Raw genomic sequence first — 12,721 nt, 5'->3', positions numbered from 1 at the left:
GTCAGCCCCGCCGCGGCCGCAGGAACGGCACCCGCGGCATGAGCCAGTCGACCCACACCACCCGCACCCCCGGCGCCACGGCGAGCGCCCACAGGATCGAGGCAGCGGCGTCGGTCGGGTAGTGCACCGCGTCGATCGACACCGCGAAGAACACGATCACGATGGCCACGACTCCCAGCGTCAACGCCAGTCGGTGCCACCGGGTCTCGCGGAGCAGCCAGATCAGGGCGATGACGAACGCCGTGATGTAGACCGTGTGCCCGCTCGGGTACCCGGGGTCGGGCTGCACCGGGAACGGGTGCGGCAGCACGGCGACGTCGGGCCGGGCACGGTGCACGATCTCCTTCACGACGGCGGACGGCACCCACGTGATCGCGATGGTGCCGCCGAACGCCAGCGCCGGGCGCAGGTCGCGCGTGCGCCACCAGATCACGGCGACGACGACGACCGTGATCCCGATCGCCGGGGCCGGACTGATCACGTGGTAGACCGCCGTGGTGAACACCCCGGTGAACCCGGTGTGCAACGCGTTGAGGGCCTTGGACAGCCCGAGGTCCACCGTGCCCAGGGTGAACCCGACGATGGTGATGACGACGACCGCGATGACGGCGATCGCCACCGAGACGAGCGGGTACGGCGAACGCTCGAGGATCCCGTACGAGGCGGGCTCCCGTCGGCGGGGACGGAGGAGCGGCGCGTCGTCGGTCATCAGACCATCGTGACAGCCCGACCTCGGCATCTGGGGTCGAGCGAGCCTCACGATCATCCGAAAGCGTTCAGCGCAGCGGTCGGGAGTAGACAGGACGCATGCCAACCGTTGCCGAGAACATCGTCGCCACCCTCCGCGCCAACGACATCCACCGGGTCTACGGCCTGCCCGGGGACTCCCTGAACGGCTTCACCGACGCCCTGCGCAAGGACGGCACGATGCGTTGGGAGCACGTCCGTCACGAGGAGGCTGCTGCGTTCGCCGCCTCGGCCGAAGCTGCCCTGACCGGTGACCTGACCGTCTGCGCCGGCAGCTGCGGCCCCGGCAACCTGCACCTGATCAACGGCCTGTACGACGCGAACCGTTCTCGGGTGCCGGTCCTGGCGATCGCCGCGCACATCCCCACGGCGGAGATCGGCTCCGGCTACTTCCAGGAGACCCACCCGCAGGAACTGTTCCGCGAGTGCTCGGTCTACGTCGAGTACGTCGCCGACCCGGTGCAGATGCCCCGCCTGCTCGAGATCGCGATGCGCGAGGCGATCGAGAAGCGCGGCGTCGCGGTGCTCGTGATCCCCGGCGACGTCCTGCTCGCCGAGGCGAAGGACGACCGCGTCACCCGCATCGAGCGGACCACCCCGCGGATCGTGCCGAGCGAGGCCGAGCTGCAGCGCACCGCCGACCTGCTGAACGGTGCCGACCGGATCACGATCCTGGCCGGAGCCGGCGTCGCGGACGCCCACGACGAGGTCGTCGCCCTGGCCGAGCGCCTGCAGGCCCCGATCGTGCACGCACTGCGCGGCAAGGAGTACATCGAGCACGACAACCCGTACGACGTCGGGATGACCGGGCTCCTCGGCTTCGCCTCCGGGTACCGCGCGATGGAGGACGCCGATGTCGTGCTCATGCTCGGCACCGACTTCCCGTACCAGCAGTTCTTCCCGGCCAAGGCGAAGCACGTGCAGGTCGACATCCGCGGCTCGCAGCTCGGCCGTCGGCACCCGGTCGACATCGGCCTGGTCGGCACCGTCAAGGACACCGCCCTCGCACTCATCCCGCTGCTGACCGGCTCGCACCCGACGAAGCACCTCGAGGACTCCCTGAAGCACTACCGGAAGACCCGCGAGAAGCTCGACGACCTGGCGGTCCCCGCAGGGAAGAAGAAGCCCCTGCACCCGCAGTACGTCGCCCGGGTGCTCGACCGGCTCGCCGCCGAGGACGCCGTCTTCATCCCCGACGTCGGCTCCCCCGTCGTGTGGGCGTCGCGCTACCTCACGATGAACGGCAAGCGCCGGCTGATCGGCTCGTTCGTGCACGGCACGATGGCGAACGCCGTCCCGCAGGCGATCGGTGCGCAGACCGCCTTCCCGGACCGGCAGGTGATCGCGCTGGCCGGCGACGGCGGGCTGACGATGCTCCTCGGCGAGCTCATCACGATCGTGCAGAACAAGCTGCCCGTGAAGATCGTGGTCTTCGACAACTCGTCGCTCAACTTCGTCGAGCTCGAGATGAAGGCCGCCGGCTTCGTGAACTACGGCACCGAGCTGCAGAACCCGGACTTCGCCGCGGTCGCCGAGGCGATCGGCATCAAGGGCTTCCAGGTCGACGTGTCCGACGACTTCGAGGACGCGATGGCCGCCGCGCTCGCGCACGACGGCCCCGCGCTCGTGTCGGTCCGCGCGAACCGCCAGGAGCTCTCCATGCCCCCGGCGGTCACGCTCGAGCAGGCGAAGGGCTTCACGCTCTACGCCATCCGCACGGTGCTGTCGGGTCGCGGCGACGAGCTGCTGGACCTCGCGTCCACCAACGCGCGCCAGCTGCTGTAGACGCGACCGGATGACGGACTGGAGGCTCCTGGCGGCGCCGCCACGAGCCTCCAGTCCGTCTCTTCGTCACCACCCGAGCGTCTGGCCGTCCTCCAGGAACACGCCGGTGGGGCCCTCCGGGCCCGCGCTCGCGGCGGCCGCGATCGTCGCGGCGCTGACCTCGACGGGGCGACCGTGCGGGTTCGGCATGCCACCGAACTCGGTGGCCGTGTAGCCGGGCTCAATCGCGACGAAGTGCACCTGGGGCACGACGCGTGCGTACTGCACCGTCAGCATCGAGACGGCGGCCTTGGACGCGCCGTAGACCACGGCAGGAACGGTGGACGCCGGCTTCGACGGGTCGTGGGTGGCAGTGAAGGAGCCGAGCGCGCTCGACAGGTTCACCACGATCGGGTTCGCGGAACGACGCAGGAGCGGCAGCGCGGCCTCGGTCGCGCGGATGGTGCCGACGGCGTTCGTGTCGAAGACGGCGAGTGCCTCGGGGCCGTTCTGCCCCCAGAGGGCGATGCCGGCGTTGTTGACGAGCACGTCGAGCCCGCCGTTCGCGTCGACGTGGGCGAACGCGGCGGCGACCGAGTCGTCGTCGCGGACGTCGAGCTGGACGGAGCGGGCGCCGATCTCGGCGGCGACCGCGGCGCCCTGGGCGGCGTCCCGTGCGCCGATCCAGACGGAGTGGCCCGCCTCGACGAGCTGACGGGCGGTTTCCCGGCCGAGGCCGCGGGTGGCCCCGGTGATGAGTGTCGTTGTCATGGGTCCAGCGTCGTACTCGGCGACGACCGCAGGGAGTCGACCGGTTGTCGTAGGACCGGCAGGGCCAGGACCCGGCCGCTCGGCGCGCGCAGACTGGGGGCATGGCGGACACGGACTTCGGGCACACCCTGCGGCGGCTGCGCGACCACGTCTCTCCCGATGCCGTCGGCGTGGTCGTCGGGCCGCGTCGGAGAGCGGCCGGGCTGCGTCGAGAAGAGCTGGCACAGCTCGCGGGGATCTCCGCCGACTACCTGACCCGGCTCGAGCAGGGGCGCGCGACCTCGCCATCGGCCCAGGTCGTCGAGGCGCTCGTGCGGGCGCTCCGGGTCACCGATGCCGACCGCGAGCTGCTCTACCGGCTCGCCGGGCACGCGGTCCCGGGCGCCGACGTGGTGCCGTCGCGGATCCCGCCGAGCGTGCAGCGACTGCTCGACCGCCTGGCGGACACCCCGGTCGCGGTGCTCGACGCCGCGGGCAACCTGCTCGTCGCCAACGCCCCGTACGACGCACTGATGGGGCCGGTCGAGGCGCTGCGCGGGAACGACCGGAACACGACGTGGCGGCACCTGGTCGGCTCCGGCAGCCGTGCCGTGCACACACCACAGGAGCAGGCGGTGTTCGAGGCGAACCTGGTGGCGGGGCTCCGGATGACCGCGGCCCGCTACCCGCTCGACCGCCAGCTGCAGCACCTCGTGCGGGAGCTGCGGGCGGCGAGCCCGCGGTTCGTTGAGCTGTGGGACTCGGGCGCGACCGCGCCGGGCGAGACCGCCCGGCGGAAGGTGATCGACCACCCGGACGTCGGGCTGCTCACCCTGGACTGCGACACCCTGGTCGTCGGGCCGGAGGACCTGCGGATCCTGGCGTACACGGCGGAGCCCGGGTCGGTGGATGCGGAGCGGCTGGCGCTGGCTGTTGTGGTGGGGACGCAGTCATTGGTGGGGTGAGGCGGGCTGGGGCGGCGGCGAGCATGGGGATCACGCTATCGGGGGCCGCTGACGCAACCAGGCAGACGGACGGGAGGCCCGTGGCGGCGTCGCCACGGGCCTCCAGTCCGTCTTCTGGTCGCGTTGCGACGGGCGCTACCGCACCCGCTTGATGGGGATCACGACGAGTGCGCCGATGAGGGCGATCGCACCGGCGGCCCAGCACATGAGCTCGTAGTTGTCGGCTGCTCCGTCGGACCCGACCTTCAGGAAGAACAGGGCGATCGCCGGAGCGAGCGACTGCGGCAACGCGTTCGCGATGTTGATGACACCGAGGTCCTTGCCGGGCCGGTCGGCGTTCGGCAGCACGTCGACGACGAGCGCCGTGTCGATGGCCGAGTAGATGCCGTAGGCGAAGCCCATGATGATCTCGGCGACGTAGAAGCCGGTGACCGTGTCGGCGTGTGCGAGCGCGACGAGCCCCACCGCGAACATGGCCGTCGACCCACCGACGAACACCTTGCGGCGACCGAGCTTGTCCGAGGCCCAGCCGGACAGCGCCGCGCTGATCAGCAGCGCGATCGTGTAGAGCAGGACACCGAAGGCGACGGCGGCCGTGGCGTCCTTCGGCTTCTCGATGCCGATGTGCTCCTGCATGTAGAGCAGGCGGTACGTCGTGAACATGAACGTCGCCAGGATGATGAGGAAGCGCGACCACCAGGCGAACGCGAAGTCCGGGTTCTTGACCGGGTTCGTCCAGAACGACGCGACGAGGTTCAGGAACGTGAACTTCTTGAGCGTGTAGGTCGGCAGGTCGTCCCGGGCCACCACGGCGTACACGGCCACCAGGATGATCGCCAGGATGCCCGGCGCGATGAACAGCACGGGCAGGTTCGCCACGAAGAAGACCGACAGGTACGTGCCGGCGAGCACGGCGATGTTCTGCGCCAGCGCGATGATGCTCGAGGACCGACCACGCTGCAGCTGCGGCACGTTGTCGGCGAAGCTCGCGAGCAGGGTGGCGAGGGTGGCGTTCGCGGCTAGCTGGGCGAGCAGCCAGGCCAGCGTCAGGTTGAGGACGTCCGGCGAGTAGGCGATCCAGGCGAGGGCGATCGCGAAGACGACGACACCGCTGAGCAGCCAGGGGCGACGACGGCCCCAGCGCGTGCGGGTGCGGTCGGACAGGGCGCCCGCCAGGGGGTTCATGATGAGCGCACCGAACGCGCCGATCGGCAGCACCGACCCGATGACGTTCGCGGCGTCGTCGCCGACCAGGGCCTGCGCCTTGAGCTGCATGCTCACGTAGACGGGGGCCATGAGCGCGACGAAGAGGCCGAACTGCCCGAGGAACAGGGCGATCTGGTAGCCGATGCCCACCTTCACCGTGCTGACGGGCTGGGTGATGCCCTCTTCCGGGTTGAGCAGTGCCGGGCTGCCGGGTTCGGGTGTGCTCATGACGCCTCCTTGAGTCGATGAAAACCTTGCTCGGCAAGGTTTTTCCGACGCGAGCATACATCGACAGGTGTCGTCTGCAACACCGGGCCCGTCACGGGCCGTGACGCGCGGGCCTTCCGGGCCGCGTCACACGGGGCAGCAAAAACTACACACCGGGTGGTTTTTGGGGTAGCGTCGTCATCGATCTCGCCGCGGAGCATCGCTCCTCGACGGGCCGCGACACCCAGACAGGATCGAAGGAGCCTCTGCAATGCCCACCACTTCTGTGCAGCTGTACTCGCTGCGCGACGCCATCGCCGAAGACCTCGACAAGGCCATCGCCCGTGTCGCCGAGATCGGGTACGAGAACGTCGAGCCCTACGCGTTCGTCGAGCGCGCCACCGACCTCGAGCGTGCGTTCGCGGCCACCGGCCTCAAGGCTCCGTCCGGCCACGTCGCCGTGATCGACGCCGAGGACACCGCGCCGATCTGGGACGCCGCCGAGCGCCTCGGCATCCACACCGTCATCGACCCCTTCATCCCGACCGACCGCTGGCAGACCGCCGACGACGTCGCGAAGATCGCCGAGCGCGTCAACGAGCTGACCGCCGAGGCCGCCGGCCGTGGCCTGCAGTTCGGGTACCACAACCACCAGTGGGAGTTCACGAACAAGGTCGACGGCCGCACCGTCTACGACCTGTTCGTGTCGCAGTTGTCGCCGGAGACCGTCCTCGAGGTCGACACCTTCTGGGCGACCGTCGGTGGCGCCGACGCCCCCACCGTGCTCACGGGCCTGGGCGACCGCGTCGTCGCGATCCACGTCAAGGACGGCAAGGTCGACGGTGACATCCGCACCGCGCTGCCCTCGTCCGAGAGCGCCCTGATCGTGCCCGAGGCACTGCAGCGCGCCTTCGAGAACCAGACCCCCGCCGGCCAGGGCGACGTCGACGTGGCCGCCATCCTCGCCGCCGCACCCGAGGCCATCCGCGTGGTCGAGTTCGACGCGTACAAGGGCGACGTCTTCGAGGGCATCACCGAGTCCCTCACCTGGCTCAAGGACAACGACAAGTGAGCCGCGTCGGGATCGGCATCATCGGTGCCGGCAACATCTCCACCCAGTACCTCGAGAACCTGACGAAGTTCGCCGACGTCGAGGTCCGCTTCGTCGCCGACGTGCTGCTCGACCGCGCTGCTGCCCAGGCGGCGGAGTACGGCGTCGCCGCGTCCGGCACGGTCGAGGAACTCCTCGCCCGCGAGGACATCTCGATCGTGATCAACCTGACGATCCCGGCCGCACACGCCGAGGTCGACCAGCAGATCATCGACGCCGGCAAGCATGTCTGGAGCGAGAAGCCGATCGCCACCGACCACGCGTCGGCCGCGGCGGTGCTCGAGTCGGCGAAGGCCAAGGGCCTGCGCGTCGCGACCGCTCCGGACACCGTGCTCGGCGCGGGCATCCAGACGGCGCTCCGTGCCATCGCCCGCGGCGACATCGGTGAGCCGCTCTCCGCGACCACGCTGTTCCACGTCCCCGGACCCGAGGCGTGGCACCCGAACCCGGACTTCCTGTTCGCCACCGGTGCCGGCCCCCTGTTCGACATGGGCCCGTACTACGTGACGACCCTGGTGCACGCGTTCGGCACCGCCTCGCGCGTGCAGGCCGTCTCGTCGAAGTCGCTCGACCGTCGCACGATCGCGTCCGGCCCCCGCGCCGGCGAGACGTTCCCGGTCGAGGTCCCGACGCACCACGCGGCCCTGATCGAGTTCGCCGGCGGGCAGTCCGCACAGTCGACGTTCTCGTTCCAGCACGCCCTGCCGCGCATGGGCTTCGTCGAGATCAACGGCACGCTCGGCACGATCTCGCTGCCCGACCCGAACACCTTCGAGGGCTCGTCGCAGCTCTGGCGCTACGGGCAGGACGAGCCCGAGACGCTCGAGGCGGTCGGCTCCACCTGGGGCCGTGGCACCGGTGTCGTCGAACTCGCCCGCGCCATCGCCGAGGACCGCCCCGAGCGTGCCTCCGGCGCCGTCGCACTGCACGTGCTCGACGTCCTGCTCGGCATCCGTGACGCGGCCGAGTCGGGTTCCGCCGTCGACATCACGTCGACCGTGGACGCGATCCCGCCGCTGCCCGAGGACTTCGACCCCGCGGCAGCCGTGCTGACCGCGGGCGCGAACGCCTAGGAGCGCCGCGCGCACCACGAGCACCACTTCGTGAGCAGGAATGGTCGGGTCCCCACCGGGAACCCGACCATTTCTGCTCACCAAGCGAAGCCGCGCGAGCGCCCCGCCCGCGCGAGCGAGCCCGCGCGAGCGCCGCGCCCCGCCTCAGACCAGCGCGGTGAAGGACGCGTCGCGCACGAGCAGCGTCGCCGCGTCGCCCACCACGGCCTGGTCGGGGTCGCTCGACAGCCCGAGCGACCAGTTGCCGCCGCCCGGACGCTCCGGCAGCGTGAACTCCACCGTGGTGCCCGACGCGTTCAGCAGCACGGCCACGGTGTCGTCCCCCTGGTGCAGCACGAGCGTCACGGCCCGGTTGCCCCCGTCCGCCCAGTCGCCGTCCTCGAACCCGGCGGCGTCGGCGCGGAGCACGGCCACCGTCGACTCCGAGTCACCGGGCGCGGTGCGGAACCACTCCGGACGCAGCGCCCGGTGCTGCCGACGGAACGCGATCGCCGCCGTGGTGAAGGCGAGCAGGTCCTGGTCGGCGGCGGCCCAGTCGAACCACGAGATCTCGTCGTCCTGGCAGTACGCGTTGTTGTTGCCGCCCTGCGACCGGGCGAGCTCGTCGCCACCCAGGATCATCGGGACGCCGGCGGAGAGCAGCAGGGTGCCGAGGAAGTTGCGGCGCTGCCGGTCGCGGTAGTCGTTCACCGCGCCGTCGTCGGTCGGGCCCTCGATGCCGCCGTTGAACGAGGTGTTGTCGCTCTCGCCGTCGTTGTTGTCCTCGCCGTTGGCCTCGTTGTGCTTGTCGGCGTACATCGTCAGGTCGGCCAGGGTGAAACCGTCGTGGGCGGTCACGAAGTCGACCGAGCAGAGCGGTGAGCGGCGCGACCCCTCGTAGACGTCCGGGCTGCCCAGGACCCGCTGGACGGCGTCGCCGAGCGCACCCTCGTCACCACGCCAGAAGGCGCGCAGGTCGTCGCGGTACTTGCCGTTCCACTCGGACCAGTCGGCCGGGAACCCGCCCACCTGGTAGCCGGCGGTGTCCCACGGCTCGGCGATCATCTTGACCTCGCGCAGCACGGGGTCCTGATGGATGATGTCGAGGAACGCGGAGTGCTTCTCGGCCTCGCCGTCCTGGCGGGTCAGGGTCGTGGCCAGGTCGAACCGGAAGCCGTCGACGTGCATCTCCTCGACCCAGTAGCGGAGCGAGTCCATGATCAGGCCGAGCGCTGCCGGGTGTCCGACGTTCAGGCTGTTGCCGGTGCCGGTGGTGTCGAAGTAGTTCGCCTCGTCACCCTCGACCAGCCGGTAGTACGACTGGTTGTCGATCCCCTTGAACGACAGCGTCGGGCCCATGTGGTTGCCCTCGGCGGTGTGGTTGTAGACGACGTCCATGATGACCTCGAGTCCCGCGGCGTGCAGGGCCTTGACCATCGACTTGAACTCGGCGACCTGCTGTCCGGCGGTGCCCGAGGACGAGTACTCGTCGTGCGGCGCGAAGAAGCCGATGCTGTTGTAGCCCCAGTAGTTGCGGAGCCCCTTGTCGAGCAACGTCGAGTCCTGCACGAACTGGTGCGTCGGCAGCAGCTCGACCGCGGTGACGCCGAGGTCGGTCAGGTGCTTGATCGCCGCCGGGTGGGCCATGCCGGCGTAGGTGCCGCGGATCTCCTCGGGGACGTCCGGGTGCTGCTTCGTGAAGCCCTTGACGTGCACCTCGTACACGACGGTGTCGGCGAGCGGGGTCCGCAGCAGGCTGTCGCCGTCCCAGTCGAAGGACCGGTCGGCGACGATCGACTTGGGCATCGCGCCGGCCGAGTCGGTGTCGTCGAGCTGCTCGGGGTCGTCCATGTCGTGGCCGAACAGGGCCTGGCCCCACTCGTAGGTGCCGTCGACAGCGGTGGCGTAGGGGTCGAGCAGGAGCTTCGCGCCGTTGTGGCGGAGGCCGTTCGCCGGGTCCCACGCGCCGTGCACGCGGAAGCCGTAGCGGGTGCCGACGGCCACGCCGGGCACGACGTCGTGGAAGGTGTAGCCGGTGCGGTTGCGGAGCTCGGTGCGGTGCTCGGTGCCGTCGTCGTCGAAGGTGCAGAACTCGACGCGCTCGGCGGTGCTCGAGAACAGGGCGACGTTGGCGCCCCCGTCGACGAGCGTGACGCCGAGCGGGGTGCGCGTGGAAGTGGTCATGCTGCCCTTCTACCGGCCGGTCGCTGTGCCACCGGCAGTCTGGCCGTACCCCTGGCCGCTCAGCGCACCGGCGGGACCAGCTGCTCCAGCAACCGCAGCACCCGTTCACCGTCGACGGCGTCGGGGTCGAGCAGCCACTGCACCTGCAGCCCGTCGGACGCCGCGATGCTCAGGCTCGCCAGGTCGACCGGGTCCAGGTCGGTGCGGATCCGTCCGCTCGCCTGGTCCGCCTCGATGAGCACGGCGAGTTCGGCGCGCAGCCGGGCGAAGCGTTCGCGCATGAAGTCGCGCGTGGCCGGGTGGCCTTCCTGCACGGCGTCGGCGGCGAGGGTCGTGTACAGCTGCACCAGCCCCGGGACGGCACGGTTGCGCGACGCGCTCTCGCGCATGTCGCCGATCGCCGACTTCATCCGGTCGGGTGCGCCCTGCTCGCGGACCTCGTGCTCCCGGTAGACGGCGAGCAGCAGTTCGTCGCGGCTCGGGAAGTAGTGGCGGAGTGCCGCGTGCGTGATCCCGAGGGCCTCGGCCACGGAACGGAGTGACGATGCGTCGACCCCCTGTTCCGCGACCATGCGGATCATCTCGTCGAGGATCTGGGTGCGCCGCTCGGCGCCCTTGCGGTACCCGCCGCGGCGCGGCTGGGCCGCGTCGGCGTCGTCCGCGGGGTGGGTCATGCACCCAACTTACCGTTGGAAGGTTTTTACGCCACCGTCGGACGGGAGGCCCGTGGCGGGCGCACCACGGGCCTCCCGTCCGCATCGCGGTCGCGTCGCACCCGTCGGGTCGCGTCAGCCGGGCGCGCTCGCGTCAGTCCTGGTCGTCGACCGTGTACTCGTCGACCGGCGTGGGCGAGCCCGCGGCGAGCGCGTCGACGATCTTCGTGAGCGAGTCGGCGAGGACGGCGTTGTCCGCGTCGGGGAGCTGCTCGAGCACCTGGACGACGGCCTCGTGGAACCGTGCGTACGAGGCGTCGATCTTCTCGGTGGCCTGGTCCGTGGGGGCGAGCACCTGCGCACGGCGGTCCGTGGGGTGCGCCGCGCGGGACAGCAGCCCCTTCTGCACGAGCCCGTCGACGATCTTGGTGACCGACGCGTTCGAGACGGCGAGCATGACGGCCAGGTCCTTCGGGCCCGTCGTGCGGCCGTCCCGGTGCGCCTGCAGCAGGTACCGGACGGCGAGGAACTCGTTCTTCGTCAGGCCGCTGTCGATGCGGGCGGACTCGATCTGCTGGTCCTCGGCGTGCTGCAGGCGGAGCAACGCGTCGACGGCGGTCTTCGCGGCCCGCGACTCGGGTTCGCGGGTGTAGAGGTGGACGTGCTCTCGACGGACGACGGTCAACGGCATGGGGTCATGCGCTCCTTGCTATACGGCAGGCGTGGTGAAGAAGTCCGCGTAGGACGGCTCGGAGCGACCGGCGAGCAGCGAGGGGTCCTGGATGCGACGCGCGACGTACGCGTCGATGACCGCCGGGTCGGTGAGGCCGACGCGCGTGTGGCTGCTGCCGATCGTCGCGACCCGAGGCATCCCGGAGTACGTGCTGTGCATGTCCTGTCCCGCCCTTCTTGCTTGCCGTGTGTCCCGTTCGGACGGCTGAACTCTTTCACACAGTGAACGGTCAGTTCAACGAACCATTCGCGCTGTGTACGTTTTGCGCGCTGCGTGGTTCTCGGCGTCCTCTGAGCGTTCTTTTGGCACTCGCCAGGGTCGAGTGCTAAAACGGTGGCAGTTGAGTCGAGGGGACTCAACGAGAACCACGAAGGAGTTGATTTCGATGACGATGAACTTCGATCCGTTCCGCGAGCTCGACCGACTCGCGGGTTCGCTCCTCGGCACCGCCGCCGGCCCGCGCTCGATGCCGATGGACCTGTACCGCACCGGGGACCACTACGTCCTCGACGTCGACCTGCCCGGCATCGACCCGGGCTCGGTCGACATCGACGTGGACGGTTCCGTCCTGACCATCCGCGCCGAGCGCACCCTGGGCGCGCCCGAGGGCTCGCAGTGGCTCACCCGTGAGCGCCAGCCCGGCACGTACGTCCGGCAGCTGACGCTCGGCGACGGCCTCGACGCCGAGCGCATCACCGCCGGGTACGACAACGGCGTGCTCAGCGTCACGATCCCGGTCAAGGAGTCCGCGAAGCCGCGCAAGATCGCCGTCACCGTCGGTGGCGCGTCCGAGCAGCTCGCGGTCGGCTCCGGTGCCGCCGGTTCCGGCGCCGCCGAGTGAGGAGCTGAGCGATGACGTCCGTCCTGCTGCACGCGGTGGTCGCGGTCCTCGTCGTCACCGCGGCGCTCGCACTGACGAGCCTGGACCGGCGCACCGCCGTGCTCCTCGGGGCCACCGGCAGCCTGACCGGCACGTTCCTGGCTTGGCTCGCCGCTCCACGGCTCCTCGAGCAGTCGCTCCTGGCGCCCTGGGTCGCGTCGGTGCTCGGCACGGCCCTGCTGATCGCGGGGTGGAGTGCCGTCCGCGCCTACTCGGGCATCTTCGAGGCGCCGCGTGACGAAGAACCCGAGACGGGGGCGCTGATGACCGTGGGCGGGTCCACCCCGTCGGTGCGGTGACCCGCTGACGGACAGGAGGCCCGGTGCACGTCGTGCGCCGGGCCTCCCGTCGTTCCGTGGGTTGCGGGACTACTCCTTGTGCAGCGTGTCCTGCACCAGGCCGGCCGTCTTCTCGACGACGTTCGGCAGCTCGGTGGTGCCGTACAGCCGGACGTCGGGGTGGGTGGGCG

Annotated in this window: 13 protein-coding genes; 6 read left to right on the top strand and 7 right to left on the bottom strand. The window is 70.5% G+C overall.

The annotated features are described in order from the left end of the window. Position 1: 1 nt before the first annotated feature. Positions 2-709 (bottom strand): phosphatase PAP2 family protein, encoded by a 708-nt coding sequence (locus BOSE127_RS00070; protein ID WP_159555928.1) that lies wholly within the window; start codon positions 707-709, stop codon positions 2-4. Positions 710-807: 98 nt separating this feature from the next. Here BOSE127_RS00070 and poxB point away from each other — a divergent pair, with 98 nt between their 5' ends. Then, positions 808-2,532, top strand: a complete 1,725-nt coding sequence (poxB, locus tag BOSE127_RS00065) for a ubiquinone-dependent pyruvate dehydrogenase (protein WP_042539878.1) — start codon at positions 808-810, stop codon at positions 2,530-2,532. A gap of 66 nt (positions 2,533-2,598) precedes the next feature. On the opposite strand, the gene BOSE127_RS00060 is transcribed toward poxB, so the two are convergent. Next, positions 2,599-3,282 (bottom strand): SDR family NAD(P)-dependent oxidoreductase, encoded by a 684-nt coding sequence (locus BOSE127_RS00060; protein WP_159555927.1) that lies wholly within the window; start codon positions 3,280-3,282, stop codon positions 2,599-2,601. A gap of 101 nt (positions 3,283-3,383) precedes the next feature. Between BOSE127_RS00060 and BOSE127_RS00055 the strand changes: the two genes are divergently transcribed. Then, the gene (locus BOSE127_RS00055; protein ID WP_140449183.1) at positions 3,384-4,226 is read left to right on the top strand and encodes a helix-turn-helix transcriptional regulator; all 843 of its coding nucleotides are present in this window, start codon (positions 3,384-3,386) and stop codon (positions 4,224-4,226) included. Between the two features lie 135 nt (positions 4,227-4,361). Here BOSE127_RS00055 and BOSE127_RS00050 read toward each other — a convergent pair whose 3' ends face one another. Continuing rightward, complete coding sequence (locus tag BOSE127_RS00050) at positions 4,362-5,660, bottom strand: MFS transporter (protein WP_017887765.1); 1,299 nt, start codon at positions 5,658-5,660, stop codon at positions 4,362-4,364. 250 nt (positions 5,661-5,910) lie between these two features. Between BOSE127_RS00050 and BOSE127_RS00045 the strand changes: the two genes are divergently transcribed. Further along, positions 5,911-6,711: a sugar phosphate isomerase/epimerase family protein gene (locus BOSE127_RS00045; protein ID WP_031260100.1), complete on the top strand. Its 801-nt coding sequence runs from the start codon at positions 5,911-5,913 to the stop codon at positions 6,709-6,711. Then, positions 6,708-7,823 carry a Gfo/Idh/MocA family protein gene (locus tag BOSE127_RS00040; protein WP_056072597.1) on the top strand — a complete coding sequence of 372 codons (1,116 nt, stop codon included), beginning with the start codon at positions 6,708-6,710 and terminating at the stop codon, positions 7,821-7,823. The genes BOSE127_RS00045 and BOSE127_RS00040 overlap by 4 nt, the downstream gene beginning before the upstream one ends. A gap of 144 nt (positions 7,824-7,967) precedes the next feature. On the opposite strand, the gene glgX is transcribed toward BOSE127_RS00040, so the two are convergent. From glgX to BOSE127_RS00020, 4 genes are all read right to left on the bottom strand, one after another. After that, positions 7,968-9,986: a glycogen debranching protein GlgX gene (glgX, locus tag BOSE127_RS00035; protein ID WP_056072600.1), complete on the bottom strand. Its 2,019-nt coding sequence runs from the start codon at positions 9,984-9,986 to the stop codon at positions 7,968-7,970. 59 nt (positions 9,987-10,045) lie between these two features. Continuing rightward, positions 10,046-10,660: a TetR/AcrR family transcriptional regulator gene (locus tag BOSE127_RS00030; RefSeq protein WP_017887769.1), complete on the bottom strand. Its 615-nt coding sequence runs from the start codon at positions 10,658-10,660 to the stop codon at positions 10,046-10,048. A 133-nt stretch (positions 10,661-10,793) separates the two neighbouring features. Next, positions 10,794-11,330, bottom strand: a complete 537-nt coding sequence (locus BOSE127_RS00025) for a MarR family winged helix-turn-helix transcriptional regulator (protein ID WP_042538022.1) — start codon at positions 11,328-11,330, stop codon at positions 10,794-10,796. Between the two features lie 18 nt (positions 11,331-11,348). After that, the gene (locus tag BOSE127_RS00020) at positions 11,349-11,531 is read right to left on the bottom strand and encodes a hypothetical protein (RefSeq protein WP_017887771.1); all 183 of its coding nucleotides are present in this window, start codon (positions 11,529-11,531) and stop codon (positions 11,349-11,351) included. 226 nt (positions 11,532-11,757) lie between these two features. Here BOSE127_RS00020 and BOSE127_RS00015 point away from each other — a divergent pair, with 226 nt between their 5' ends. After that, positions 11,758-12,213 carry an Hsp20/alpha crystallin family protein gene (locus BOSE127_RS00015; RefSeq protein ID WP_159555926.1) on the top strand — a complete coding sequence of 152 codons (456 nt, stop codon included), beginning with the start codon at positions 11,758-11,760 and terminating at the stop codon, positions 12,211-12,213. Positions 12,214-12,224: 11 nt separating this feature from the next. Then, a complete protein-coding gene (locus BOSE127_RS00010; RefSeq protein ID WP_159555925.1) occupies positions 12,225-12,551 on the top strand; it encodes a hypothetical protein in 327 nt (108 codons plus the stop codon). The last annotated feature ends 170 nt before the right edge of the window (positions 12,552-12,721 follow it).

The sequence above is a fragment of the Curtobacterium sp. 8I-2 genome, assembly GCF_902506155.1.
Taxonomy (GTDB): domain Bacteria; phylum Actinomycetota; class Actinomycetes; order Actinomycetales; family Microbacteriaceae; genus Curtobacterium; species Curtobacterium poinsettiae.
Note: the sequence above shows the minus strand (reverse complement) of the source record. Positions and strands in the feature narration are given on the sequence as shown.

Excerpts from the sequence above, each read along its gene's own strand:
- BOSE127_RS00050 (WP_017887765.1), bottom strand. The coding sequence starts at position 5,660 with ATGAGCACACCCGAACCCGGCAGCCCGGCACTGCTCAACCCGGAAGAG.
- BOSE127_RS00015 (WP_159555926.1), top strand. The coding sequence starts at position 11,758 with ATGACGATGAACTTCGATCCGTTCCGCGAGCTCGACCGACTCGCGGGT.
- BOSE127_RS00055 (WP_140449183.1), top strand. The coding sequence starts at position 3,384 with ATGGCGGACACGGACTTCGGGCACACCCTGCGGCGGCTGCGCGACCAC.
- BOSE127_RS00060 (WP_159555927.1), bottom strand. The coding sequence starts at position 3,282 with ATGACAACGACACTCATCACCGGGGCCACCCGCGGCCTCGGCCGGGAA.
- poxB (WP_042539878.1), top strand. The coding sequence starts at position 808 with ATGCCAACCGTTGCCGAGAACATCGTCGCCACCCTCCGCGCCAACGAC.
- BOSE127_RS00020 (WP_017887771.1), bottom strand. The coding sequence starts at position 11,531 with ATGCACAGCACGTACTCCGGGATGCCTCGGGTCGCGACGATCGGCAGC.
- BOSE127_RS00030 (WP_017887769.1), bottom strand. The coding sequence starts at position 10,660 with ATGACCCACCCCGCGGACGACGCCGACGCGGCCCAGCCGCGCCGCGGC.
- glgX (WP_056072600.1), bottom strand. The coding sequence starts at position 9,986 with ATGACCACTTCCACGCGCACCCCGCTCGGCGTCACGCTCGTCGACGGG.
- BOSE127_RS00025 (WP_042538022.1), bottom strand. The coding sequence starts at position 11,330 with ATGCCGTTGACCGTCGTCCGTCGAGAGCACGTCCACCTCTACACCCGC.
- BOSE127_RS00070 (WP_159555928.1), bottom strand. The coding sequence starts at position 709 with ATGACCGACGACGCGCCGCTCCTCCGTCCCCGCCGACGGGAGCCCGCC.
- BOSE127_RS00010 (WP_159555925.1), top strand. The coding sequence starts at position 12,225 with ATGACGTCCGTCCTGCTGCACGCGGTGGTCGCGGTCCTCGTCGTCACC.
- BOSE127_RS00045 (WP_031260100.1), top strand. The coding sequence starts at position 5,911 with ATGCCCACCACTTCTGTGCAGCTGTACTCGCTGCGCGACGCCATCGCC.